The 22,154-nt window shown below is 53.9% G+C and carries 26 protein-coding genes and 1 tRNA gene; 9 read left to right on the top strand and 18 right to left on the bottom strand.

Features of this window, described 5'->3' with window-relative positions; translation table 11 throughout:
• Positions 1-562: 562 nt before the first annotated feature.
• The 6 genes from QZ766_RS17865 to rlmE form a co-directional block, all read right to left on the bottom strand.
• Positions 563-649: transfer RNA gene (locus tag QZ766_RS17865), tRNA-Leu, on the bottom strand.
• A 12-nt stretch (positions 650-661) separates the two neighbouring features.
• Complete coding sequence (secG, locus tag QZ766_RS17860) at positions 662-991, bottom strand: preprotein translocase subunit SecG (protein ID WP_297205407.1); 330 nt, start codon at positions 989-991, stop codon at positions 662-664.
• Between the two features lie 227 nt (positions 992-1,218).
• Entirely contained in the window at positions 1,219-2,556 is a 1,338-nt protein-coding gene (gene glmM / locus QZ766_RS17855; RefSeq protein ID WP_297205404.1) for a phosphoglucosamine mutase, read from the bottom strand.
• Positions 2,549-3,397 (bottom strand): dihydropteroate synthase, encoded by an 849-nt coding sequence (folP, locus tag QZ766_RS17850; RefSeq protein WP_297205401.1) that lies wholly within the window; start codon positions 3,395-3,397, stop codon positions 2,549-2,551. The genes glmM and folP overlap by 8 nt, the downstream gene beginning before the upstream one ends.
• Positions 3,398-3,476: 79 nt before the next feature.
• A complete protein-coding gene (gene ftsH, locus QZ766_RS17845; protein ID WP_297205398.1) occupies positions 3,477-5,390 on the bottom strand; it encodes an ATP-dependent zinc metalloprotease FtsH in 1,914 nt (637 codons plus the stop codon).
• Positions 5,391-5,505: 115 nt separating this feature from the next.
• The gene (gene rlmE, locus QZ766_RS17840) at positions 5,506-6,135 is read right to left on the bottom strand and encodes a 23S rRNA (uridine(2552)-2'-O)-methyltransferase RlmE (RefSeq protein ID WP_043080875.1); all 630 of its coding nucleotides are present in this window, start codon (positions 6,133-6,135) and stop codon (positions 5,506-5,508) included.
• Between the two features lie 126 nt (positions 6,136-6,261).
• Between rlmE and yhbY the strand changes: the two genes are divergently transcribed.
• The gene (gene yhbY / locus QZ766_RS17835; RefSeq protein ID WP_297206467.1) at positions 6,262-6,555 is read left to right on the top strand and encodes a ribosome assembly RNA-binding protein YhbY; all 294 of its coding nucleotides are present in this window, start codon (positions 6,262-6,264) and stop codon (positions 6,553-6,555) included.
• A gap of 142 nt (positions 6,556-6,697) precedes the next feature.
• On the opposite strand, the gene greA is transcribed toward yhbY, so the two are convergent.
• Positions 6,698-7,174: a transcription elongation factor GreA gene (gene greA / locus QZ766_RS17830; RefSeq protein ID WP_297205394.1), complete on the bottom strand. Its 477-nt coding sequence runs from the start codon at positions 7,172-7,174 to the stop codon at positions 6,698-6,700.
• 246 nt (positions 7,175-7,420) lie between these two features.
• Between greA and dacB the strand changes: the two genes are divergently transcribed.
• Positions 7,421-8,854: a serine-type D-Ala-D-Ala carboxypeptidase gene (gene dacB, locus QZ766_RS17825; protein ID WP_297205391.1), complete on the top strand. Its 1,434-nt coding sequence runs from the start codon at positions 7,421-7,423 to the stop codon at positions 8,852-8,854.
• A gap of 44 nt (positions 8,855-8,898) precedes the next feature.
• Here the strand turns inward: dacB and cgtA are convergent, their stop codons facing one another.
• The 4 genes from cgtA to rplU form a co-directional block, all read right to left on the bottom strand.
• Positions 8,899-10,071: an Obg family GTPase CgtA gene (cgtA, locus tag QZ766_RS17820; RefSeq protein ID WP_297205388.1), complete on the bottom strand. Its 1,173-nt coding sequence runs from the start codon at positions 10,069-10,071 to the stop codon at positions 8,899-8,901.
• 15 nt (positions 10,072-10,086) lie between these two features.
• Positions 10,087-11,052, bottom strand: coding sequence for a DMT family transporter (locus QZ766_RS17815; RefSeq protein ID WP_297205385.1), 966 nt, complete (start codon positions 11,050-11,052; stop codon positions 10,087-10,089).
• Between the two features lie 92 nt (positions 11,053-11,144).
• Positions 11,145-11,402 carry a 50S ribosomal protein L27 gene (gene rpmA, locus QZ766_RS17810; protein WP_003861831.1) on the bottom strand — a complete coding sequence of 86 codons (258 nt, stop codon included), beginning with the start codon at positions 11,400-11,402 and terminating at the stop codon, positions 11,145-11,147.
• A gap of 19 nt (positions 11,403-11,421) precedes the next feature.
• The gene (rplU, locus tag QZ766_RS17805; protein ID WP_000271401.1) at positions 11,422-11,733 is read right to left on the bottom strand and encodes a 50S ribosomal protein L21; all 312 of its coding nucleotides are present in this window, start codon (positions 11,731-11,733) and stop codon (positions 11,422-11,424) included.
• 257 nt (positions 11,734-11,990) lie between these two features.
• Here rplU and ispB point away from each other — a divergent pair, with 257 nt between their 5' ends.
• Both ispB and sfsB read left to right on the top strand, forming a co-directional pair.
• Complete coding sequence (gene ispB / locus QZ766_RS17800) at positions 11,991-12,962, top strand: octaprenyl diphosphate synthase (protein WP_297204698.1); 972 nt, start codon at positions 11,991-11,993, stop codon at positions 12,960-12,962.
• Between the two features lie 189 nt (positions 12,963-13,151).
• Entirely contained in the window at positions 13,152-13,421 is a 270-nt protein-coding gene (sfsB, locus tag QZ766_RS17795) for a DNA-binding transcriptional regulator SfsB (protein ID WP_297204696.1), read from the top strand.
• A 74-nt stretch (positions 13,422-13,495) separates the two neighbouring features.
• On the opposite strand, the gene murA is transcribed toward sfsB, so the two are convergent.
• From murA to mlaF, 7 genes are all read right to left on the bottom strand, one after another.
• Positions 13,496-14,746 carry a UDP-N-acetylglucosamine 1-carboxyvinyltransferase gene (murA, locus tag QZ766_RS17790; RefSeq protein WP_297204693.1) on the bottom strand — a complete coding sequence of 417 codons (1,251 nt, stop codon included), beginning with the start codon at positions 14,744-14,746 and terminating at the stop codon, positions 13,496-13,498.
• 48 nt (positions 14,747-14,794) lie between these two features.
• Positions 14,795-15,049 (bottom strand): BolA family iron metabolism protein IbaG, encoded by a 255-nt coding sequence (ibaG, locus tag QZ766_RS17785; RefSeq protein WP_297204691.1) that lies wholly within the window; start codon positions 15,047-15,049, stop codon positions 14,795-14,797.
• A gap of 125 nt (positions 15,050-15,174) precedes the next feature.
• On the bottom strand, positions 15,175-15,465 hold the full coding sequence (mlaB, locus tag QZ766_RS17780; protein ID WP_297204688.1) for a lipid asymmetry maintenance protein MlaB: 291 nt from the start codon (positions 15,463-15,465) through the stop codon (positions 15,175-15,177).
• A complete protein-coding gene (gene mlaC, locus QZ766_RS17775) occupies positions 15,465-16,100 on the bottom strand; it encodes a phospholipid-binding protein MlaC (RefSeq protein ID WP_297204686.1) in 636 nt (211 codons plus the stop codon). Before mlaC ends, mlaB begins: the two co-directional genes overlap by 1 nt.
• An 18-nt stretch (positions 16,101-16,118) precedes the next feature.
• The gene (gene mlaD / locus QZ766_RS17770) at positions 16,119-16,670 is read right to left on the bottom strand and encodes an outer membrane lipid asymmetry maintenance protein MlaD (protein ID WP_297204684.1); all 552 of its coding nucleotides are present in this window, start codon (positions 16,668-16,670) and stop codon (positions 16,119-16,121) included.
• Positions 16,671-16,674: 4 nt separating this feature from the next.
• Complete coding sequence (gene mlaE, locus QZ766_RS17765; RefSeq protein ID WP_297204682.1) at positions 16,675-17,457, bottom strand: lipid asymmetry maintenance ABC transporter permease subunit MlaE; 783 nt, start codon at positions 17,455-17,457, stop codon at positions 16,675-16,677.
• Positions 17,458-17,464: 7 nt separating this feature from the next.
• Positions 17,465-18,277 (bottom strand): phospholipid ABC transporter ATP-binding protein MlaF, encoded by an 813-nt coding sequence (gene mlaF, locus QZ766_RS17760; RefSeq protein ID WP_297204680.1) that lies wholly within the window; start codon positions 18,275-18,277, stop codon positions 17,465-17,467.
• A gap of 209 nt (positions 18,278-18,486) precedes the next feature.
• On the opposite strand from mlaF, the gene QZ766_RS17755 reads away from it, so the two are divergent.
• From QZ766_RS17755 to lptA, 5 genes are read left to right on the top strand one after another with little or no spacing between them, the layout of a single operon-like run.
• Positions 18,487-19,464, top strand: a complete 978-nt coding sequence (locus QZ766_RS17755) for a calcium/sodium antiporter (protein ID WP_297204677.1) — start codon at positions 18,487-18,489, stop codon at positions 19,462-19,464.
• A gap of 9 nt (positions 19,465-19,473) precedes the next feature.
• Positions 19,474-20,460, top strand: coding sequence for an arabinose-5-phosphate isomerase KdsD (gene kdsD / locus QZ766_RS17750; RefSeq protein ID WP_297204675.1), 987 nt, complete (start codon positions 19,474-19,476; stop codon positions 20,458-20,460).
• Positions 20,461-20,474: 14 nt separating this feature from the next.
• Positions 20,475-21,041, top strand: a complete 567-nt coding sequence (gene kdsC / locus QZ766_RS17745) for a 3-deoxy-manno-octulosonate-8-phosphatase KdsC (RefSeq protein WP_297204673.1) — start codon at positions 20,475-20,477, stop codon at positions 21,039-21,041.
• Complete coding sequence (lptC, locus tag QZ766_RS17740) at positions 21,038-21,622, top strand: LPS export ABC transporter periplasmic protein LptC (RefSeq protein ID WP_297204671.1); 585 nt, start codon at positions 21,038-21,040, stop codon at positions 21,620-21,622. Before kdsC ends, lptC begins: the two co-directional genes overlap by 4 nt.
• A complete protein-coding gene (gene lptA, locus QZ766_RS17735; protein WP_297204668.1) occupies positions 21,591-22,151 on the top strand; it encodes a lipopolysaccharide ABC transporter substrate-binding protein LptA in 561 nt (186 codons plus the stop codon). The genes lptC and lptA overlap by 32 nt, the downstream gene beginning before the upstream one ends.
• The last annotated feature ends 3 nt before the right edge of the window (positions 22,152-22,154 follow it).

The following is a 22,154-nucleotide window of genomic DNA, read 5'->3' as shown; positions in this document are numbered from 1 at the left end:
CCAGGGAGCGATTACGAGGAGTATAGATAAGGAAATACGTTCCGCGTTCCCTGCTGCTACCTGAGATGTCACCCGGACTCTCTGACATCATAAAAAAGCCGAAATCCATAAAGAGATCCCAGCGGCGTTATGAAAATATAAAATCCCATTATTTATAAAAATATATCGTGATAAAAATCACAATTCAATAACACCATAAATATATAACAATAAGATATAATTTATTCAAATAAGCTTAGTGCAATCATAGATATCATGAATTTAAGAAGAGCTTAAATAAACTCATCAGTAACTCTTTGCATAATAAGAATTATTAATAATCTGGCTTAACTTTAGTAAGGCCACTCAACATTCACACACATTGACTATCCATAAAGTCGTTATGGGAAATTATTCTGGCCGAATATTTAAAAAACGGGTACGGGACTTAGAAAACGGCAGTATCGTCAGGAAAGGGATAGAATGCGGGAGAAGGTAAGCAAAAGCTCGGAAAGATAAAAATACAAAACTAAGAGCGACAAAAACAAAAAAAGACGTCTTGCGACGTCTTTCTTCTGGAATTTGGTACCGAGGATGGGACTCGAACCCACAAGCCCGTTAGGGCACTACCACCTCAAGGTAGCGTGTCTACCAATTCCACCACCTCGGTACTGGATACTGCTTACTGCGGGATATCGCTGCTCGGCTGTGCCGGTGCTGCTGGCTGAGTTTGCTCCGTTTTCGGTGCACTCAGATTATCCCACTCGCTTCCTTTATGGGTCTTGTTAGCATTGATATTGCCAAGAACCAGACTGATGATGAAGAACAGCGCGGCCAGAATACCGGTCATTCGGGTCATAAAGTTGCCTGAGCCACTTGAACCGAACAGCGTGCCTGAAGCGCCAGCTCCGAAGGAGGCTCCCATATCTGCGCCTTTACCCTGCTGCAGCATAATAAGCCCAACGAGGCCAATCGCAACAAGAAGGAAAACGACTAAAAGAGCTTCGTACATAATCAACCTGTTCCTTGCGGGGTTCCCGCATACCAATTGCTTCAACCAATAAAGCAGGACGTTTATTAACTTTCCCACTGAAGCGGGTGTGAATACTAACCAAAGCGAATGAGGTTCGCAAGGGCAATTTCAGCGCATTGTATCAACTGCAGAAAAAAACAGCAAAAGGCAGCAATTTATGCAGTTTATGTGGATTAAACGCCGCCTTTTTATGCAGTTAGTAATACTTAGACCGCTTTTACCGCATCGGCAATACGATTAGCGAATGCAATAACCTGCGCTTCCTCTTCCCCTTCAACCATCACGCGGATCAGCGGTTCGGTGCCAGACTTGCGCAGCAGTACGCGTCCGCGGTTGCCCAGCGCCGCTTCGACCTCGGCAGCGATTGCTTTCACCGTTTCATTTTCCAGCGGGTTTACGGCGCTGTCTTTATAGCGGACGTTGACCAGCACCTGCGGAAACATCTTCATGCCGCTGCACAACTCTTGCAGGGTCATGTGATTACGCGCCATTGCGGCAACCACCTGCAGAGCAGCGACAATGCCGTCACCGGTAGTGGTTTTATCCAGAAGGATCACGTGGCCCGAGTTCTCAGCCCCAATACGCCAGCCTTTCTCCTTCATTTTTTCCATCACGTAGCGATCGCCCACTTTCGCCCGGGTAAAAGGAATACCGAGCTGCTTAAGGGCAACTTCAAGGCCCATATTGCTCATCAGCGTCCCGACCGCGCCTCCGCGCAGCTGGCCCTGGCGCAGGCCTTCCCGCGCGATAATATAGAGGATCTGGTCGCCATCCACTTTATTGCCTTCGTGATCGACCATGATCACCCGATCGCCGTCGCCGTCGAAAGCAATGCCGAGGTGGGCTTTCTCGGCCAGCACGCGCGCCTGCAGCGCCCGCACGTCCGTTGCACCAACCTCTTTATTAATATTGAGACCGTTAGGCTCGCAGCCTATTGCAATGACCTGAGCACCCAGCTCGCGGAACACATTTGGCGCGATGTGGTAGGTAGCGCCGTTGGCGCAATCCACGACAACTTTCAGTTCGTTGAGGCTGAGCTCGTTAGGAAAAGTAGCTTTACAGAATTCGATATAGCGGCCTGCGGCATCCACGATGCGGCTGGCTTTGCCCAGCTCGGCAGACTCAACGCAGGTTAGTTCTTTCTCCAGCTCGGCTTCGATAGCCTCTTCGACGTCATCCGGAAGCTTGGTGCCGTCGATAGTGAAAAATTTGATGCCGTTATCGTAATAAGGGTTGTGGGAAGCGGAGATAACAATCCCCGCTTCGGCCCGGAAAGTGCGGGTGAGATAAGCCACCGCCGGGGTTGGCATTGGGCCCGTAAAAGAAGCTGAAAGACCGGCGGCGGCGAGTCCCGCCTCAAGAGCGGACTCCAGCATATAACCGGAGATTCGCGTGTCTTTGCCAATAATCACTTTGCGTGAACCGTGGCGGGCCAGCACTTTGCCTGCGGCAAAGCCGAGACGAAGGACAAAGTCAGGAGTGACGGGCGCATCGCCAACGCGGCCGCGGATGCCGTCGGTACCAAAATATTTGCGGTTACTCATAGTATGTATTTTCCCTTGCCGACAGCGTAGCTTCCACCACACGCATCGCTTCTACCGTTTCTTTAACATCATGGACGCGAAGGATATGCGCCCCCTGCATTGCTGCGATCGCGGCGCAGGCCAGGCTGCCGCTGAGACGTTCAGAAGGCCCGACATTCAGAAGCTGGCCCACCATCGACTTACGCGACATGCCTACCAGCAGCGGTAAACCGAAATGATGAAACGCCGAGAGTTTCGCGAGCAAGGCATAATTGTGCCTGAGATTCTTACCGAAACCGAACCCCGGGTCGAGCAACAATTTTTCTTTTGCGATACCGGCCCGTTCACACAGGGCAACATGCTCGCTAAAAAAGCGATTCACCTCAGCAAAGACATCGTCATATTTGGGCGCTTCCTGCATGGTTTTTGGCTGACCCTGCATATGCATCAGGCAAACCGGCAAACCGGTTTCTGCCGCAGCCTCACGCGCCCCCGCTTCCGTGAGGGAGCGGATATCATTGATAATATGCGCCCCTGCCCGGGCCGCCTCGCGGATAACTTCGGGCTTTGACGTATCTACTGAAATCCAGACTTCAAAGCGCCGGCTAATGGCTTCAACCACCGGGATGACGCGCGCCAGCTCTTCTTCAACACTAACCTCTGCCGCTCCGGGCCGGGTTGATTCACCGCCTACGTCAACGATCGTCGCGCCAGCGTTAATCATCAGGTTGGCATGCTTAAGGGCATCAACCAGCTGATTATGCGCGCCGCCATCAGAGAATGAGTCAGGCGTAACGTTCAGGATCCCCATCACGTGCGGATGAGACAGATCGAGCGAGGTGCCCTGGGCGAAGAGTTTCATGCGTGATCCCTGCTTCATCAGAAAAGAAAAACCCCGGAGCAGGCTCCGGGGTTTCGATTATAGCGATATTTAACGACGCTTACATGGTATTACCAGGATTCGGCGTACGCGGCTCGTCAACCGGACGCGGCGCACGCGGCGTACCGTTGTTATCCGAGTTGTTCGGCGCCGGCGGCTCTTCCCAGCCAGCCGGCGGACGTACGTCGCGGCGGGCCATCAGGTCGTCAATCTGCGGAGCATCAATGGTTTCATACTTCATCAGCGCGTCTTTCATCGCGTGAAGGATGTCCATATTGTCGTTCAGAATCTGGCGGGCGCGACCGTAGTTACGCTCGATCAGGGATTTTACTTCCTGGTCAATAATGCGTGCCGTTTCGTCAGACATGTGCTTCGCCTTCGCCACTGAGCGACCAAGGAATACTTCTCCCTCTTCTTCTGCATACAGCAGAGGACCAAGTTTTTCAGAGAAGCCCCACTGGGTCACCATGTTGCGGGCCAGGTTGGTGGCCACTTTGATATCGTTAGACGCACCGGTAGAAACATGTTCTACACCGTAAATAATCTCTTCCGCCAGGCGGCCGCCGTATAGCGTTGAGATCTGGCTCTCCAGCTTCTGGCGGCTGGCGCTGATCGCATCGCCTTCCGGCAGGAAGAAGGTCACGCCCAGCGCGCGACCGCGCGGGATGATGGTGACTTTATGTACCGGGTCGTGCTCCGGTACCAGACGACCAATTATTGCGTGACCCGCTTCGTGATACGCGGTGGACTCTTTCTGCGCTTCAGTCATCACCATGGAGCGGCGTTCAGCGCCCATCATGATTTTGTCTTTCGCTTTTTCAAACTCGACCATCGATACCACGCGCTTGTTGCCACGGGCAGCAAACAGAGCAGCTTCGTTGACCAGGTTTGCCAGGTCGGCACCGGAGAAGCCCGGCGTACCGCGTGCAATAATGGCAGCATCAATATCCGGTGCCAGCGGGACGCGGCGCATGTGGACTTTCAGGATCTGTTCACGACCGCGAACGTCAGGCAGACCAACCACGACCTGACGGTCAAAGCGGCCCGGACGCAGCAGCGCGGGATCAAGTACGTCAGGGCGGTTGGTTGCAGCGATGACGATAATGCCTTCGTTGCCTTCAAAGCCGTCCATTTCAACCAGCATCTGGTTCAGCGTCTGTTCACGCTCATCGTGACCGCCGCCGAGACCTGCGCCACGCTGGCGACCAACGGCATCGATTTCATCGATGAAGATGATGCACGGTGCGGCTTTCTTAGCCTGCTCGAACATATCGCGCACGCGAGACGCACCTACACCAACGAACATTTCAACGAAGTCTGAGCCTGAGATGGTGAAGAAAGGCACTTTCGCTTCGCCAGCGATAGCTTTCGCCAGCAGCGTTTTACCGGTCCCCGGAGGGCCAACCATCAGCACGCCTTTAGGAATTTTACCGCCCAGCTTTTGGAAGCGGCTCGGCTCGCGCAGGTACTCAACGAGTTCGGCAACTTCTTCTTTTGCCTCATCGCAGCCTGCCACGTCGGCAAAGGTCGTTTTAATCTGATCTTCAGTCAGCATTCTCGCTTTGCTTTTGCCAAACGACATTGCGCCTTTACCGCCGCCGCCCTGCATCTGCCGCATGAAGAAGATCCACACGCCAATTAGCAGCAGCATCGGGAACCAGGAGATGAAGATAGAAGCCAGCAGGCTCGGCTCTTCCGGTGGTTCACCAACCACTTTTACGTTTTTGGTCAGCAGATTATCAAGCAGTTTGGGATCGTTTACCGGAATGTAGGTCGTGTAACGGTTACTGTCTTTCTTGGTAACGTTGATCTCACGTCCATTGATACGCGCTTCGCGAACCTGGTCCTGATTGACCTCTTGCAGGAAGGTAGAGTAATCCACCTTATGGCCATTTGACTCGCTGGGCCCAAAGCTCTGGAACACGGACATCAGGACAACCGCGATGACTAGCCAGAGAATTAGGTTTTTCGCCATGTCACTCAAGGGATTAACCTCTTATTACAACTGTGTTAATAACAGCGTCAGGTTACTCTATATCGACCGAATTTCAAAACCGCGCCGGCATAAGCCGCAGTTCAGATTCCGGTGTTTATGGTTTTCGCCCGGTCGCTACAATGTACACTTCTCGCGAACGAGCGCGGGAAGAGTCCGGCTTACGAACCTTAACTTTCGTAAACAGGGAGCGAATTTCCTTAAGGTATTCCTCGAAACCTTCGCCCTGAAACACCTTCACTAAAAAACTGCCGCCCGGTGCCAGTACATCCCGACACATCTCAAGGGCGAGTTCCACCAGATACATGGCGCGGGGGATATCCACCGCGGGTGTTCCGCACATGTTCGGTGCCATATCGGACATGACAACCTGGACTTTACTGTCGCCAACTCTCTCAAGTAGCGCTTTGAGGACTAATTCATCACGAAAATCGCCCTGAAGAAAGTCCACACCAACAATCGGATCCATCGGTAGAAGATCGCAAGCGATGATGCGGCCGCTATTACCAATCTGTGTTACAGCATACTGTGACCACCCGCCGGGTGCAGCACCAAGATCTACGATAGTCATTCCCGGCTTAAAAAGTTTGTCACTTTGCTGTATTTCATCAAGTTTAAACCAGGCGCGGGAACGTAACCCTTTTTTCTGCGCCTGTTGCACATATTTATCGCTAAAGTGTTCCTGCAGCCAGCGGCTGGAGCTGGCAGAACGCTTTTTACCTGTCATTTAACATTCCCGTTCGGGTGGTTCATCATCGTCAGCTGCGTAAATTTTAACGCACTAATTTGGCGATATTTGGGAGATGGCGGTAGAATGAGCCGTTTTCAATCCCAACGTAAGCAAAAATATACGATGAATCTGAGTACTAAACAAAAACAGCACCTGAAAGGTCTGGCACATCCGCTCAAGCCGGTAGTTATGCTTGGCAACAATGGTTTGACCGAAGGGGTACTGGCCGAGATTGAACAAGCGTTAGTGCACCACGAGCTTATCAAGGTGAAAATCGCCTCGGAAGATCGCGATACCAAAAACCTGATCGTGGAAGCTATCGTGCGCGAAACCGGCGCCTGTAAGGTCCAGGTTATCGGTAAAACGCTGGTTCTTTATCGCCCAACAGCAGAGCGTAAAATCTCGCTGCCACGTTAAGAGTAACCTGAATTGAACACATTTAATGTGTAAAACGAGGGGTTTGCGTGTGCAGGTGAGCAAAATGCCACGCTCTTAACGTTGATAAAAGGCCGCATCGCGGCCTTTTTCCTATCTTTACATTTACCGCTAACTGCGGGAGTTACAGATATTCTACCTTCAGAATTTCGTACTCCACTTCACCGCCGGGCGTACGGATGTTAACCACATCATCCTGCTCTTTACCAATCAGGCCGCGGGCAATCGGTGAGTTTACAGAGATCAGATTCTGCTTAAAATCGGCCTCGTCGTCGCCGACAATGCGATAAACTTGCTCTTCGTCGCTGTCCAGATTCAGCACCTGCACGGTAGCACCAAAAATAACGCGCCCGTTATTCGGCATTTTAGTGACGTCAATCACCTGCGCATTTGATAACTTGGCCTCAATATCTTTGATACGACCTTCGCAGAAACCTTGCTGCTCGCGGGCTGCGTGATATTCGGCGTTCTCTTTCAGGTCACCGTGCTCGCGCGCGTCAGCAATGGCGGCAATGATTTCCGGGCGGCGTACCGACTTCAGAAAATCCAGCTCTTCGCGTAATTTTTCAGCACCGCGTAAGGTCATTGGGATAGCTTGCATATGTTCTACCTCTTCATCATTCCTTTGGGTACGGCGAGCCGCCGTACCGCGTCCTCTCTCCTGCTGGCCGGGCCTGAGCCAGGAGAAAAGCAAAAAGAAAACTGACCCGGAATAAAATTCCAGGCCAGCGGTAATTTCTCTGTTTGATACACATTTTACCCTGAAGTTCACCACGGGTCATCGTTTACTTTACAGGGCGTTGCGCCGTAGTATGACGGCCTGTTTCCAGGTTGTTAGCGCGAGATTATGCGATTCTCCAGATTTATCATCGGATTGACCAGCAGTTTGGCTTTAAGCGTCCATGCAGCCGATGTTGACCAGTATATCAACCAGCTTCCTGCCGGGGCCAATCTTGCTTTAATGGTGCAAAAGATTGGGGCGCAAACTGCCAGTATCGATTATCACGGGCAGCAGATGGCGCTGCCGGCGAGCACTCAAAAAGTTATTACCGCGCTTGCAGCCCTGCTGCAGCTGGGGCCCGACTTCCGTTTTACCACGACACTGGAGAGTAAGGGTAGCGTAGTCGGCGGCGTAATAAAAGGCGACCTTACCGCGCGCTTTAGCGGCGATCCTACGCTAAAGCGCCAGGATATTCGCAACATGGTGACAGCGCTGAAGAAATCCGGCGTGCAAAAAATTGAGGGTAACGTCCTGATTGACACCTCGGTATTTGCCAGCCATGACAAGGCGCCTGGCTGGCCGTGGAATGATTTGACCCAGTGCTTCAGCGCCCCGCCGGCGGCGGCAATAGTCGATCGCAACTGCTTCTCCGTCTCCCTCTACAGCGGTCGGGAACCGGGCGACCTGGCATTCATTCGGGTGGCGTCCTACTATCCGGTGACCATGTTTAGCCAGGTGCGTACTCTGGCGCGCGGCTCCGGCGAAGCGCAGTATTGCGAGCTGGACGTAGTGCCCGGCGATTTAAATCGCTATACCCTGACGGGCTGCCTGCCCCAGCGCGCCGAACCGCTGCCGTTAGCCTTTGCTATTCAGGACGGTGCGGGCTACGCCGGCGCGATTTTAAAAGCAGAACTCCATGAAGCGGGCATCACCTATACCGGCACCCTGCTGCGCCAGACGCTGCCTAAAGACCCGGGAACCGTGCTCGCCAGCACCCAGTCGGCGCCGCTGCACGATCTGCTTAGAATTATGCTGAAAAAGTCGGACAACATGATTGCCGATACCGTATTCAGAACTATCGGCCACGCCCGCTTCGGAGTGCCGGGCACCTGGCGTGCGGGCTCGGACGCCGTGCGCCAGATCCTGCGCCAGCAAGCCAGTGTTGATTTAGGAAATACGATTATCGCCGACGGTTCGGGCCTGTCCCGCCACAACCTGATCGCTCCGGCGACAATGATGCAGGTCCTGCAGTACATTGCCCAGCACGATAGCGAGCTCAATTTTATCAGCATGCTGCCTCTGGCGGGCTATGACGGATCGCTTCAGTATCGCGCTGGCCTGCATCAGGCAGGCGTGGACGGAAAAGTCTCGGCCAAGACTGGCTCGTTGCAGGGCGTGTATAACCTGGCAGGCTTTATCACCACCGCCAGCGGCCAGCGCATGGCCTTTGTTCAGTATCTTTCAGGTTATGCGGTAGAGCCCGCCGACCAGCGCAACCGCCGCATTCCGCTGGTGCGTTTCGAAAGCCGACTCTACAAAGACATTTACCAGAACAACTGATATGAAAAAGGCTCCCTTGGGAGCCTTTCAGTGTGCGGGCAAGCTTAATGCTTGTAGATGAATTCGACGCCTTCTTCGTCGTCTTCATCCCAGTCATCGTCCCACTCTTCATCTTCTTCCGCTTCCATCTCGTCGAGCTGCTGGCGATGATAGTCATCCCACATAAACTCAACTTTTTCAGGCTGCTTCTCTTCTTCGGCCTGAACGATCGGGTTTTCGATGATAAAGGTCATCACGTCCCAGCAAAGATCCTTCACGCCCTGCTGGCTGGCGGCGGAAATCAGATAGAACTTATCATCCCAGCCCAGCGCTTCGGCGATGCTTTTCGCTTTCGCTTCGGCATCAGCTTTATCCATCAGGTCTATCTTGTTGAACACCAGCCAACGCGGCTTGGAAGCCAGCTTCTCGCTGTATTTCTCCAGCTCGCCGATGATGATTCTGGCATTTTCTGCCGGATCGGAACCGTCGACAGGCTCAAGGTCGATCAGGTGCAGCAGCACGCGGCAGCGCTCAAGATGCTTGAGGAAACGGATACCCAGGCCAGCACCCTCGGCAGCGCCTTCAATAAGACCCGGGATGTCGGCTACCACAAAGCTCTTCTCGTTGTCCATGCGCACCACGCCGAGGCTTGGTACCAGCGTGGTGAACGGATAATCCGCTACTTTCGGCTTCGCCGCAGAGACCGCGCGGATAAAGGTGGATTTACCAGCATTCGGCATCCCCAGCATCCCTACGTCGGCCAGCAGCATCAGTTCAAGCTGCAGATCGCGCTTGTCACCCGGCGTACCCATTGTTTTCTGGCGCGGGGTACGGTTAACGGACGATTTAAAGCGGGTGTTACCCAGGCCGTGCCAGCCGCCCTTGGCGACCATCAGACGCTGACCATGTTTGGTCATGTCACCCATGGTTTCACCGGTGCCCTGATCGATAACGCGCGTTCCTACCGGAACTCTCACCGTCACGTCTTTACCACGCTTGCCGGTGCAGTCGCGGCTCTGGCCGTTCTGACCGCGCTCGGCGCGAAATGACTTCTCAAAACGGTAGTCGATCAGGGTATTGAGGTTCTCATCGGCTTCAAGCCAGACGTCACCGCCGTCACCGCCGTCACCACCGTCCGGGCCGCCTCTGGGAATATATTTTTCACGACGGAAGCTGACGCAGCCATTGCCGCCATCCCCAGCCACAACGAGAATCGTTGCTTCATCAACAAACTTCATTTTACTCTCCGTAAATCATTCGCCTGAGCGGGGTAACGATACAACCGCTTCACGCTTACGCCACCGTCCCCATAGACGATGGCCAATGGCGGAATACATCGCGCCCGCAACCACGACAAACGCACCGAGATAACCGATAAGGTTTAACATCGGTCTGGCGAAGAAATCGGGCCAGGCCACTGATAATAAATCTGAAAATAACAGCGTAAACAGCGGTGTTAGCGTAACCAACGCGCTGACTTGTGCCGCCTGCCAGCGCGCCATCGCTTCCGCCAGCGCGCCGTAACCGACAAGGGTGTTTAACCCGCAAAAAATCAGACAGGCCAGCTGCCAGCTGCTCAGCTGAGTGATGACACCCGGCTTTGCCAGCGGCAGCAGCGCTATCGTACATAAAGTGTACAGCAAAAACAGAATTTGCTGTGAAGCCAGGCGGCGCAATAACACCTTTTGCGCGACGCCGTAGCTCACCCACACCGTCGCCGCACCGACACCGAAAATAACGCCCCAGGTATAGTCGGTCAGGCGGGTAAAGATCTCTACCAGGCTGGTGTTAAAGAACATAATCAGCCCGCAGAGCAGCATTGTTGCACCGACAATCTGCGTGCCGCGCATCTTCTCTTTGAGAATAACTACGCTGGCTATCATCATGCCGATGGGCGACAGCTGGCCAATCACCTGCGATGCCGTGGGGCTCAGATACTGCAGGGAAGAGCTAAACAGGATGAAGTTACCAAACAGGCCGCCGGTAGCAATTGCCAGCAGCACCAGCCAGCGCGGCTTGCGGAACAGCTGCAAAGAAGGCAGCCTGCCCTTGATGGCGAGAATAAGGCCAAGCCCGATACTGGCCATCAGGAAGCGCCAGAACACCACTGTAGGCGGTTCCATGACCTCAAGCACCTGCTTCATGGCGATGGGCAGAGAGCCCCAGCACATCGCGGTGGTCAGCGCCAGAACAATACCAATGCCCGCCTGCTGCTTCATGCCCGTTTTCCTGTTAAAAATTTACCGGACTTCTAATGTAAAAAGCCCCGCAACACGTTGCGGGGCTTTCATCCGTTACCGGACCGAAAAACTTACTCAGCAACGATGCTGATGTATTTGCGGTTGTTCGGGCCTTTAACTTCGAATTTCACTTTACCGTCTGCTTTAGCAAACAGAGTGTGGTCACGGCCACAACCAACGTTAGTACCGGCGTGGAATTTGGTGCCACGCTGACGAACGATGATGCTACCTGCCAGAACGCTTTCACCGCCGAAACGTTTTACGCCCAGACGTTTTGCTTCTGAATCGCGACCATTTCGAGTTGAGCCGCCAGCCTTTTTATGTGCCATTTAATCTACTCCTCAGGTCTTAGGCGCTGATGCCAGTAATTTTCACATCAGTAAACCACTGACGATGGCCCTGCTGCTTACGATAGTGTTTACGACGACGAAACTTAACGATTTTAACTTTCTCGCCACGACCGTGAGCAACAACTTCAGCTTTGATTACGCCGCCATCAACGAAAGGAACGCCGATTTTGACTTCTTCACCGTTTGCGATCATCAGAACTTCAGCGAATTCAACAGTTTCGCCAGTTGCGATGTCCAGCTTTTCCAGGCGAACGGTCTGACCTTCGCTTACTCGGTGTTGTTTACCACCACTTTGGAAAACCGCGTACATATAAAACTCCGCTTCCGCGCACATCCTCGTGTGATTCAGAGTGCGCTATAAATATTCACAATAGGGCGCGAATATTACGCAAAAGGAAAGCCTTTGACAAGTGCGATCGTCAATCCATGCAGAAAAAAACCACAACCCGCTCGGCAACGTTTATCTGCGTCGTTTTTTCAGTACAATCAGAGCTACAATTGTATTTCGGCCCCTTCGTTATCCCGTTTGGATAAGCGGTAAATTGGACATTAAGCCCGGCATTTGCGATGAATTTAGAAAAAATCAATGAGTTAACCGCGCAAGATATGGCGGGTGTCAATGCGGCAATCCTTGAGCAACTTGATTCTGACGTCCAGCTGATAAACCAGCTGGGTTTTTATATCGTCAGCGGAGGCGGTAAGCGTATCCGTCCGATGATCGCCATTTTGGCCGCGCGTGCTGTCGGCTATGAAGGCAATGCCCATGTATCCATTGCAGCCCTGATCGAATTTATCCACACAGCGACGCTTCTCCACGATGATGTCGTAGACGAATCTGATATGCGCCGCGGCAAAGCCACCGCCAACGCCGCCTTTGGAAATGCGGCAAGCGTGCTGGTTGGCGACTTTATTTACACTCGCGCTTTTCAGATGATGACTCGTCTGGGATCGTTAAAGATCCTCGAAGTCATGTCGGAAGCCGTGAACGTCATTGCTGAAGGCGAAGTGCTTCAGCTAATGAACGTTAACGACCCGAATATCACTGAAGAAAACTACATGCGCGTCATCTACAGCAAGACCGCGCGCCTGTTTGAAGCCGCCTCTCAGTGCTCCGGCCTGCTCGCCGGCTGTACCGACGAACAGGAAAAGGGTCTTCAGGATTACGGACGCTATCTGGGCACTGCTTTCCAGCTGATTGACGATCTGCTTGATTACAGCGCCGATGGTGAAACGCTGGGCAAAAACGTCGGTGACGATCTTAACGAAGGTAAGCCAACACTGCCTTTGCTCCACGCCATGCATCACGGTACGCCAGAACAGTCAGCCATGATCCGCGAAGCCATTATTAACGGCAATGGTCGGCATTTACTGGAACCCGTACTATCAGCAATGGCGAGCTGCGGATCGCTGGAGTGGACCCGGCATCGTGCGGAAGAAGAGGCGGATAAAGCCATTGCCGCCCTGCACTCGCTTCCCGATTCTCCGTGGAAAGAAGCGCTTATCGGTCTTGCCCACATTGCCGTCCAGCGCGACCGCTGATCCCTCTATCCTCCCGCGCTGGCGTGCGGGAGCTTCTGCCTTCCTCCCTTTCGTATCTTCCTGAGCAGTGCTCAATTTTTGTCTGATTTTATCTCCCTTACTTGAACTTATATGAATATAAATGATTAAATCGACACCACCAAGGAACGTACAAAAAACGTGTGGTTAATTATGGAATGGAGAAAAAGTATGGATAAGCTTATCGACTGGCATCCGGCAGACATCATTGCCGGGCTGAGAAAAAAGGGAACCTCGCTGGCCGCAGAGTCCAGAAAGAACGGCCTCAGCTCCTCAACGCTGGCCAATGCTCTGATACGTTCGTGGCCAAAAGGGGAAAAAATCATTGCCACCGCGCTCGACACCGACCCCTGGATTATCTGGCCTTCCCGCTATCATGACCCCATTACCCACGAATTTATCGACAAGCGGCAGCGCATCAGGCGTGCAGTAAAAAAATGATGCGATAAAAAAACACCCCGTGCCGCGGGCGGCAGGGGGTGCATAGATTGCGTTACTGGCTGGAGAATCGGGCGTCAGATACGCTCGATGGTGGCGCCGAGGGCGCGCAGCTTATCCTCGATACGCTCATAGCCGCGATCGATATGATAAATACGATCGACGATCGTGGTTCCATGCGCGATGCAGCCTGCCAGCACAAGGCTTGCAGACGCTCGCAGATCGGTTGCCATAACCTGGGCACCCGACAGTGTTTCTACGCCGTGGCAGATAGCCGTATTGCTCTCGATTTCCGCCCGCGCGCCCATGCGAATAAGTTCCGGCAGGTGCATGAAGCGGTTTTCGAAGATGGTTTCGGTGATAACTCCGGTACCTTCCGCCACCATATTCAGCAGGGTGAACTGCGCCTGCATGTCTGTTGGAAAGCCCGGATGCGGCGCGGTGCGCACGTTGACGGCTTTTGGACGCTTGCCGTGCATATCGAGGCTAATCCAGTCCTCACCCGTTTCAATATCCGCGCCCGCTTCCCGCAGCTTCGCCAGTACCGCATCCAGAGAGTCCGGACGGGCGTGGCGGCACACAATTTTGCCGCCGGAAATGGCGGCAGCCACCAGGAAAGTGCCGGTTTCAATACGGTCCGGCAGCACACGATAAACCCCGCCGCCCAGACGCTCTACGCCTTCAATCTTGATGCTGTCGGTACCCTGACCGCTGATTTTCGCGCCCAGCGCGTTCAGGAAGTTAGCAGTATCGACGATTTCCGGCTCGCGGGCGGCGTTTTCAATAATCGTGGTGCCTTCCGCCAGGGTTGCGGCGCTCATAATGGTAACAGTCGCGCCTACGCTGACTTTATCCATCACAATGTGCGCGCCCTTCAGGCGGCCGTCTACGGAAGCTTTCACGTAGCCCTCTTCCAGCTTGATCTCAGCGCCCAGCTGCTCGAGGCCGCTGATATGCAGATCTACCGGACGCGCACCAATGGCGCAGCCGCCGGGCAGCGAAACCTGCCCCTGACCAAAGCGCGCCACCAGCGGCCCCAGGGCCCAGATGGAAGCACGCATGGTTTTCACCAGATCGTAAGGCGCGCAGAAGATGTTAACGTTGCTGGCGTCAATCCATACGGAGCCGTTGCGTTCAACTTTGGTACCCAGCTGGGTGAGCAGCTTCATGGTGGTATCAATGTCTTTCAGCTTCGGGACGTTCTGGATTTCAACCGGCTCTTCGGCCAGCAGCGCGGCGAAGAGGATAGGCAGCGCCGCATTCTTGGCACCGGAGATGCTGACTTCGCCCTGGAGACGAGTCGGCCCCTGTACGCGGAATTTATCCATTCAATAAAATCTCTTCAAAATTTATCAACGCAGCGAAAAGCTCGCTGCTCAAAAACCATTTAGCTTGCGATCCCGCGCCCACTCCTGCGGAGTGTAGGCCTTGATCGACAGAGCATGGATACGGTTATCGGCGATGTATTCCATCAGCGGGGCATAAACTGTTTGCTGCTTTTTGACCCGGCTCATGCCGTCAAAAAGCGCACCCACAGCAATAACCTGAAAGTGGCTGCCGTCGCCGGAGACGTGGGCTTCCTCGAGGGAAAGTGCATTGACCAGCACGGTCTGAATTTCATGATTTTCCATGGGCGTCATTTTATCTGAGTGTGAAAACAGCCCAACATCTTAGTGGAAAGTGGCGCGGTCTTAAACAAGCAAAAAGCCCCGACGCACAAAACATCGAGGCTTTTGGGATTAATGCACTAAATGTACTAAGGAATTGCGTTTTCAGGCAGGTTGTAGAGCTGAACCAGCGTCTTCATTTTTTCGCTCTTGCCTTCGATACTGACCGGGCCACCCTGAGCGCGAATTAATGCTACCAGATGCACCAGCAGCGCAACTCCAGCGGTATCAACGCGCGTGATGGCGCTAAGATCGATGGTTTCGATGCCGCGCGTTGCTTCTTCACGCGCGTCCCAGAGCGGGACCAGGAAGTCCTGATCCAGCTCCCCGTTCAGCGACAGTCTTTTGCCGTCGCGGATCCAGTTCAGCGAGCCCGTCATTATTTTTTCTGATCCAGCGTAATCGGCTGTTTAGAAATAGACTGCAGCTGCGCGGTCAGGCCATCAATCCCTTTGGTACGCAGCAGATCGCTCCACTCGTTTTGCTTGGTGGTGATCATGCTGATGCCTTCGGCGATCATGTCAAATGCCTGCCAGTTACCGGTCTGGCTGTTTTTACGCCACTGGAAGTCCAGGCGCACCGGCGGACGACCGTTGGTATCAACGATAGTGACGCGGATCGGCACAATGGTCGCATCGCCCAGCGGTTTTTCCGGAGCAATCTGATAAGTCTGGCCGTGATACATTGCCAGCGCCTGACCGTAAGCCTGCTTCAGGTATTCACGAAACGCGGCAAAGTAAGCGTCACGCTGGGCCGGCGTAGCTTCACGATAGTAGCGACCGAGCACCAGGGCACCGGCGTATTTTACCTGTACGTACGGCAGCAGCTCCTGATCGACAATCTGACGCAGATAGTCAGGATTAGAGCGAATTTTTGGCTGCTCATTTTTCAGGCGATCAAAGGTCTTCTTCGCTGCCTGGTTCATTAGGGTATACGGGTTAGACTGGTCAGCGGCGGTTGCTGCCGCCAGAGGGGCAATAACCAGCATAGCGACCATCAATAGACGTTTAAACATCGAGTGACTCTCCTTAAATTAGTGTGCGGGTTCCGCAGGTGCCGCGGTATCAGTGTGCCCTTCCGCAGAAGCGGACACATCGCCGGAATTCTTATTGTCACCACCTTTATTGCTGTAAAGGAACTGGCCAATCAGATCTTCAAGCACCATTGCGGATTTCGTGTCCTGAATCGTACTGCCTTCCTTAAGCATAGACGTTCCCATGTCAGGATCGTCAAAACCGACATTCAGCGCCAGATACTGTTCGCCGAGCAGACCGGAGGTACGAATCGCCAGCGAGCTGGTATCCGGGATCTGGTTGTACTGCTTCTCAAGATCCAGCGTAACGCGCGGCAGATAGGTTTTCTGATCGAGATTGATATCGGCCACGCGTCCAACAACAACGCCGCCGATGCGCACCGGAGAATTGATCTTCAGGCCGCCAATGTTATCGAAGGTGGCATACACCTGATAGGTTGGCTCTGCCCTCAGCGAGGTGACGTTTGCCGCTTTCAGGCAGACAAACAGCGCCGCTAAAAACGCCAACAGTAAAAATATCCCTACCCAGATTTCACTCTTTTTCGTTTGCATGAACTCAATTCCCAAACATCAGTGCAGTCAGCACAAAATCAAGCGCCAGCACAGCCAGCGACGCGTGCACCACGGTGCGGGTCGTTGCGCGGCTGATCCCGGCAGAAGTCGGGATCGCATCGTAACCGTTAAACAACGCAATCCATGTAACGGTGATGGCGAACACCACGCTTTTGATAATGCAGTTAACCAGGTCCATTCGCCAGTCAACCGCATTTTGCATCGCCGACCAAAAGAATCCGGCATCAATGCCTTTCCAGGTCACCCCGACCAGCCAGCCGCCCCAGATACCAACGGCGACAAAGATGGTGGTCAGCAATGGCAGTGAGATAACGCCGGCCCAGAAGCGCGGAGAAATGACACGGCGTAGCGGATCGACTGCCATCATCTCCATGCTGGAGAGCTGTTCTGTGGCGCGCATCAGACCGATTTCAGCCGTCAGTGCAGAGCCCGCGCGGCCGGCAAACAGCAGCGCCGCGACGACGGGCCCCAGCTCGCGCAGCAGCGAAAGTGCCACCAGCATCCCGAGGCTCGTTTCCGCGCCATAGGTGGTGAGCACCAGATAACCCTGCAGACCCAGGACCATGCCGATAAACACACCGGACACCACAATAATCACCAGCGAAAGTACACCAACGTTATAAAGCTGGCGTACAAGCAGCGGCGCATGCTTGCGGAATTCCGGCTTGCCGATAATGGCATTGAATAACATTAACCCGGCACGGCCGAACGTCGCGAGAGTCTTAATCCCGCTGCGTCCCAGCGATGCCAGTGCATTTAACAGCATGAGCAACTTAACTCCCTGTTCCGAGTAAATCGTGATAGTAGTCGCCGGCAGGAAAGCGGAACGGCGCGGGGCCGTCTGCAATGCCGTCGAGGAACTGGCGCACGCGTGGGTCGCTGTTCTCTTGCAGCTCCTGGGCGCTACCGTGGGCCACAATCTTTCTTTCTGCAATGATATAAGCATAATCGGCGATGCTCAGAACCTCTGGCACATCGTGGCTTACCACGACGCAGGTCACCCCCAGTGCGCTGTTAAGCTCGGAGATTAGCTTCACCAATACGCCCATCGTGATGGGATCTTGCCCGACAAAAGGTTCGTCGAACATGATTAAATCAGGCTCAAGTGCGATAGCGCGCGCGAGCGCGGCGCGGCGGGCCATACCGCCGGAGAGTTCAGACGGCATCAGCTTTGCGGCACCGCGCAAACCGACGGCTTCAAGCTTCATCATCACAGTCGTTTTCAGCAGCGCAGGCGGCAGCGGCGTATGCTCGCGCAGCGGATAAGCTACGTTGTCAAACACGTTCATATCCGTAAACAGCGCGCCGGACTGAAACAGCATGCTCATGCGCTTGCGCACGTCATACAACCGCGAGCGGGACATCTCGGGGACGTTTTCACCATCAAACAGGATCTGGCCGCTGTCAGGGGGGATTTGTCCGCCGATAAGGCGCAGCAGCGTCGTTTTACCGATACCGGATGGGCCCATAATGGCCGTAATTTTTCCGCGCGGGACCGATAGTGAGATGTTATCGAAAATGGGACGTCCGCTGCGCGAGAAATTCACGTCGCGAACTTCAACTAAACCTTCCTGTGTCTGACTCATCGAAACATTCCCGGAGAAAGCGTATAAGCATAAACATGGCGCGTAATATTGCCACGAACCCAGCATTTTTACAGAATCTTACTTACCGCGATTAGCGAAAGTGGGCATTTGTTTTACTTTTCTGGCGCATAAAGTCAAAATTGACGCCTCGTCTGCGCCGTAAGCACTCGTGAGCCAAAAGACGATTATACCTGAAGAAAGGACTTTAGATGCTTTTAGCAATGGCTCTGTTAATTATTGGTTTCTTTTTGGTGGTCTACAGCGCCGATCGTCTTGTCTTCTCCGCCTCTATTTTATGCCGCACCATGAACATCCCGCCGCTGCTGATCGGCATGACGATTGTCAGCATCGGCACGTCACTTCCGGAAATTATCGTCTCGGTCAGCGCCTCGCTGAGCGGGCAAACTGATTTGGCCATCGGTACCGCCATTGGTTCAAACATAATCAATATCCTGCTTATCTTTGGCCTCTCTGCGCTGCTGCACGCATTTAGCGTGCATTCCGATATCCTGCGACGTGAATTGCCGTTAATGTTACTGGTCAGCGTGCTGACGGGTTTTGTGTTGTATGATGGCGAGCTTTCCAGGGCAGACGGCGGGTTTTTATTTGCGCTGGCCGGTATTTGGCTGCTGCTGATGGTTAAGATTGCCCGACTGGCGGAAAAGCAGGGAATTGACAGCCTGACGCGAGACCAGCTTGCCGAATTGCCGCGCGACGGCTCGCTGCCGGTGGCCTGCTTATGGCTCGGGGTGGCGCTGATCATTATGCCCATGGCAACCCGGATGGTGATTGATAATACTACCGTGCTGGCGAATTACTTTGCGCTGAGCGAGCTCACCATTGGCCTCACTGTCGTGGCTATTGGTACCAGCCTGCCGGAGCTTGCTACCGCCATTGCCGGCGCGCGCAAGGGCGAAGACGATATCGCTATTGGCAATATTATCGGCTCCAATATTGTTAACCTCGCCATTGTGCTGGGGATACCGGCGCTGATCGCCCCGGGAGCATTTAATCCGCTGGCTTTCAGCCGCGATTATGGCGTCATGGTATTGGTGAGCCTGATTTTTGCGCTGCTGTGCTGGCGCCGTAAAACGCAGATTAGCAAACGCGCAGGCGCGCTGCTCATCGGCTGCTTTTTCATTTGGCTGGCGTTCCTGTGGTTAGGCACGCCCTTTTTTGCAGAGTAAATGATCGCTATGTCACACACAGATGTTCAGTCGGATTTTGACTTTCAACAGGCAGGGCTCGAAGTTCTGGAAATTGAACGTGAAGGTCTGGCGCAGCTTGGCCAGTATATCAATCAGGATTTTAAGCTGGCATGCCAAAAGATTGCCGCCTGCAGCGGTAAAGTCGTGGTCATGGGCATGGGCAAATCAGGGCACATTGGCCGAAAAATGGCCGCTACCTTTGCCAGTACCGGAACGCCCTCCTTTTTCGTACATCCCGGCGAAGCCGCGCACGGGGATCTGGGCATGGTGTCTGCGCAGGATATCGTGATTGCCCTTTCCAACTCCGGTGAGTCCAATGAGATCCTGGCGCTGATCCCGGTGTTAAAACGTCTGCACGTTCCGCTTATCTGCGTTACCAGCCGCCCGGAGAGCAACATGGCGAAAGCCGCCGATGTGCACCTGTGCGTTAGCGTACCAAAAGAGGCCTGCCCGCTGGGTCTGGCCCCTACCTCCAGCACCACCGCCGCGCTGGTGATGGGCGACGCGCTGGCCGTGGCGCTGCTGAAAGCGCGCGGCTTTACCGCTCAGGATTTCGCGCTCTCACATCCCGGCGGGGCGCTGGGCCGCAAGCTGCTGTTGCGGGTTAACGATATTATGCACACCGGGGATGAAATCCCCCGCGTTGGCAAAGAGGCCTCCCTGCGCGACGCCCTACTGGAGATCACCCGCAAAAATCTGGGGATGACCGTTATCTGCGACGACCAGATGACTATTGAAGGTATTTTCACCGATGGCGACCTGCGTCGGGTATTTGATATGAACGTCGACGTGCGCGATCTGAGCATCGCCGATGTGATGACTTACGGCGGCGTTCGCGTTCGCCCGGGCATTCTGGCCGTTGAAGCGCTGAACCTGATGCAGTCGCGGAACATTACCTGCGTGATGGTTGCGGATGGCGACCATCTGCAGGGTGTGGTACATATGCATGATCTATTGCGCGCAGGCGTAGTGTAAGTAAGGATAAAACAATGAGTAACGCTGGCGAGTCGATATCGACCTGCTATGGTCCCGTAAGCGCCGATGTTATCGCGCGCGCGAAGCAAATTCGCCTGCTGATCCTGGATGTGGACGGCGTGATGTCGGACGGCCTTATCTATATGGGTAATAACGGCGAAGAGCTGAAAGCCTTTAATGTGCGCGACGGCTACGGCATTCGCTGCGCGCTTACCTCGGGTATTGAGGTCGCGGTGATTACCGGACGAAAAGCTAAACTGGTAGAAGATCGCTGCAAAACGCTGGGCATTACCCGCTTGTGGCAGGGCCAGTCAGACAAGCTTATTGCCTATCGTGAACTGCTGGACGCGCTGGCTCTGACGCCGGAGCAGGTGGCCTATATTGGCGACGATCTTATCGACTGGCCGGTGATGGCAGACGTGGGCCTGAGCGTTGCGGTCGCCGATGCACACCCGCTACTCACGCCGCGCGCGCGCTACGTCACGCACATTAACGGCGGCCGCGGTGCGGTACGTGAAGTCTGCGATCTGCTGCTGCTGGCACAGGGCAAGCTGGACGACGCCAAAGGGCAATCGCTATGAGTAAAACCAGACGTTGGGTTATCATACTGCTCTCGCTGCTGGTGCTGGTGTTTATCGGCCTCAATTTTGTCGATAAAGACGACGCGGTAAAGCCCGTTGCCAACAGCAACGACCCCACCTACCAGAGCGAACACACCTCGACGGTTGTTTATAACCCCGACGGCGCGCTCGCTTACCACCTGATCGCCGATCACGTGGAGTATTTTTCCGAGCCGGCCGAATCCTGGTTTACGAAGCCGGTATTAACGACGTTTGACGTGAAAGACGCCAATAAAGTAGCGACGTGGTCGGTGAAGGCGGATAAAGCCAAGTTGACCAATGACCGTATGCTGTATCTTTACGGTCACGTTGAGATCAACGCCCTGACGCCAGACTCTCAGCTGCGTAAAATCACAACGGATAATGCGCAAGTAAACCTGGTGACCCAGGACGTAAGTTCTGACGATCTGGTTACACTTTACGGTACAACATTTAATTCCAGCGGCCTGAAAATGCGCGGCAATTTACGCAGCAAAACCGCGAAGCTGATTGAAAAGGTGAGAACCTCTTATGAAATACAGAACAAACAAACTCAGCCTTAAGCTTGTGATTGCCGGCGCGCTGCTGGCCTCTAGCCTGCCGGCGCTGGCCCTGACCGGCGATACCGATCAGCCGATCCATATCGAGTCCGATCAGCAGTCTCTGGATATGCAGGGTAACGTGGCAACCTTTACCGGCAATGTCATCGTTACTCAGGGCAGCATCAAGATTAATGCCGATAAAGTGGTCGTCACCCGCCCTAACGGGGAAAAAGGCAAAGAGGTAATGGACGGATTCGGTAATCCGGCCACGTTCTATCAGATGCAGGACAGCGGCAAGCCGGTGAAAGGTCACGCGTCCAAAATGCATTATGAAACGGCCAGCGACCTGGTCGTTCTGACGGGTAATGCCTATCTGGAACAGCTCGACAGCAACATCAAGGGCGACAAAATCACCTATCTGGTTAAGCAGCAGAAAATGCAGGCCTACAGCGAAAAAGGCAAGCGCGTAACCACCGTGCTGGTACCTAATGAGCTGCAGAACAAAAATAAAAGCAGCACCGCTCCCGCCGGACAGAAAAAGAGTAATTAATTC

It is taken from the genome of uncultured Pluralibacter sp. (genome assembly GCF_913775985.1).
Lineage (GTDB): Bacteria > Pseudomonadota > Gammaproteobacteria > Enterobacterales > Enterobacteriaceae > Pluralibacter.
Note: the sequence above shows the minus strand (reverse complement) of the source record. Positions and strands in the feature narration are given on the sequence as shown.

Excerpts from the sequence above, each read along its gene's own strand:
- secG (WP_297205407.1), bottom strand. The coding sequence starts at position 991 with ATGTACGAAGCTCTTTTAGTCGTTTTCCTTCTTGTTGCGATTGGCCTC.
- glmM (WP_297205404.1), bottom strand. The coding sequence starts at position 2,556 with ATGAGTAACCGCAAATATTTTGGTACCGACGGCATCCGCGGCCGCGTT.
- folP (WP_297205401.1), bottom strand. The coding sequence starts at position 3,397 with ATGAAACTCTTCGCCCAGGGCACCTCGCTCGATCTGTCTCATCCGCAC.
- ftsH (WP_297205398.1), bottom strand. The coding sequence starts at position 5,390 with ATGGCGAAAAACCTAATTCTCTGGCTAGTCATCGCGGTTGTCCTGATG.
- rlmE (WP_043080875.1), bottom strand. The coding sequence starts at position 6,135 with ATGACAGGTAAAAAGCGTTCTGCCAGCTCCAGCCGCTGGCTGCAGGAA.
- yhbY (WP_297206467.1), top strand. The coding sequence starts at position 6,262 with ATGAATCTGAGTACTAAACAAAAACAGCACCTGAAAGGTCTGGCACAT.
- greA (WP_297205394.1), bottom strand. The coding sequence starts at position 7,174 with ATGCAAGCTATCCCAATGACCTTACGCGGTGCTGAAAAATTACGCGAA.
- dacB (WP_297205391.1), top strand. The coding sequence starts at position 7,421 with ATGCGATTCTCCAGATTTATCATCGGATTGACCAGCAGTTTGGCTTTA.
- cgtA (WP_297205388.1), bottom strand. The coding sequence starts at position 10,071 with ATGAAGTTTGTTGATGAAGCAACGATTCTCGTTGTGGCTGGGGATGGC.
- QZ766_RS17815 (WP_297205385.1), bottom strand. The coding sequence starts at position 11,052 with ATGAAGCAGCAGGCGGGCATTGGTATTGTTCTGGCGCTGACCACCGCG.
- rpmA (WP_003861831.1), bottom strand. The coding sequence starts at position 11,402 with ATGGCACATAAAAAGGCTGGCGGCTCAACTCGAAATGGTCGCGATTCA.
- rplU (WP_000271401.1), bottom strand. The coding sequence starts at position 11,733 with ATGTACGCGGTTTTCCAAAGTGGTGGTAAACAACACCGAGTAAGCGAA.
- ispB (WP_297204698.1), top strand. The coding sequence starts at position 11,991 with ATGAATTTAGAAAAAATCAATGAGTTAACCGCGCAAGATATGGCGGGT.
- sfsB (WP_297204696.1), top strand. The coding sequence starts at position 13,152 with ATGGATAAGCTTATCGACTGGCATCCGGCAGACATCATTGCCGGGCTG.
- murA (WP_297204693.1), bottom strand. The coding sequence starts at position 14,746 with ATGGATAAATTCCGCGTACAGGGGCCGACTCGTCTCCAGGGCGAAGTC.
- ibaG (WP_297204691.1), bottom strand. The coding sequence starts at position 15,049 with ATGGAAAATCATGAAATTCAGACCGTGCTGGTCAATGCACTTTCCCTC.
- mlaB (WP_297204688.1), bottom strand. The coding sequence starts at position 15,465 with ATGACGGGCTCGCTGAACTGGATCCGCGACGGCAAAAGACTGTCGCTG.
- mlaC (WP_297204686.1), bottom strand. The coding sequence starts at position 16,100 with ATGTTTAAACGTCTATTGATGGTCGCTATGCTGGTTATTGCCCCTCTG.
- mlaD (WP_297204684.1), bottom strand. The coding sequence starts at position 16,670 with ATGCAAACGAAAAAGAGTGAAATCTGGGTAGGGATATTTTTACTGTTG.
- mlaE (WP_297204682.1), bottom strand. The coding sequence starts at position 17,457 with ATGCTGTTAAATGCACTGGCATCGCTGGGACGCAGCGGGATTAAGACT.
- mlaF (WP_297204680.1), bottom strand. The coding sequence starts at position 18,277 with ATGAGTCAGACACAGGAAGGTTTAGTTGAAGTTCGCGACGTGAATTTC.
- QZ766_RS17755 (WP_297204677.1), top strand. The coding sequence starts at position 18,487 with ATGCTTTTAGCAATGGCTCTGTTAATTATTGGTTTCTTTTTGGTGGTC.
- kdsD (WP_297204675.1), top strand. The coding sequence starts at position 19,474 with ATGTCACACACAGATGTTCAGTCGGATTTTGACTTTCAACAGGCAGGG.
- kdsC (WP_297204673.1), top strand. The coding sequence starts at position 20,475 with ATGAGTAACGCTGGCGAGTCGATATCGACCTGCTATGGTCCCGTAAGC.
- lptC (WP_297204671.1), top strand. The coding sequence starts at position 21,038 with ATGAGTAAAACCAGACGTTGGGTTATCATACTGCTCTCGCTGCTGGTG.
- lptA (WP_297204668.1), top strand. The coding sequence starts at position 21,591 with ATGAAATACAGAACAAACAAACTCAGCCTTAAGCTTGTGATTGCCGGC.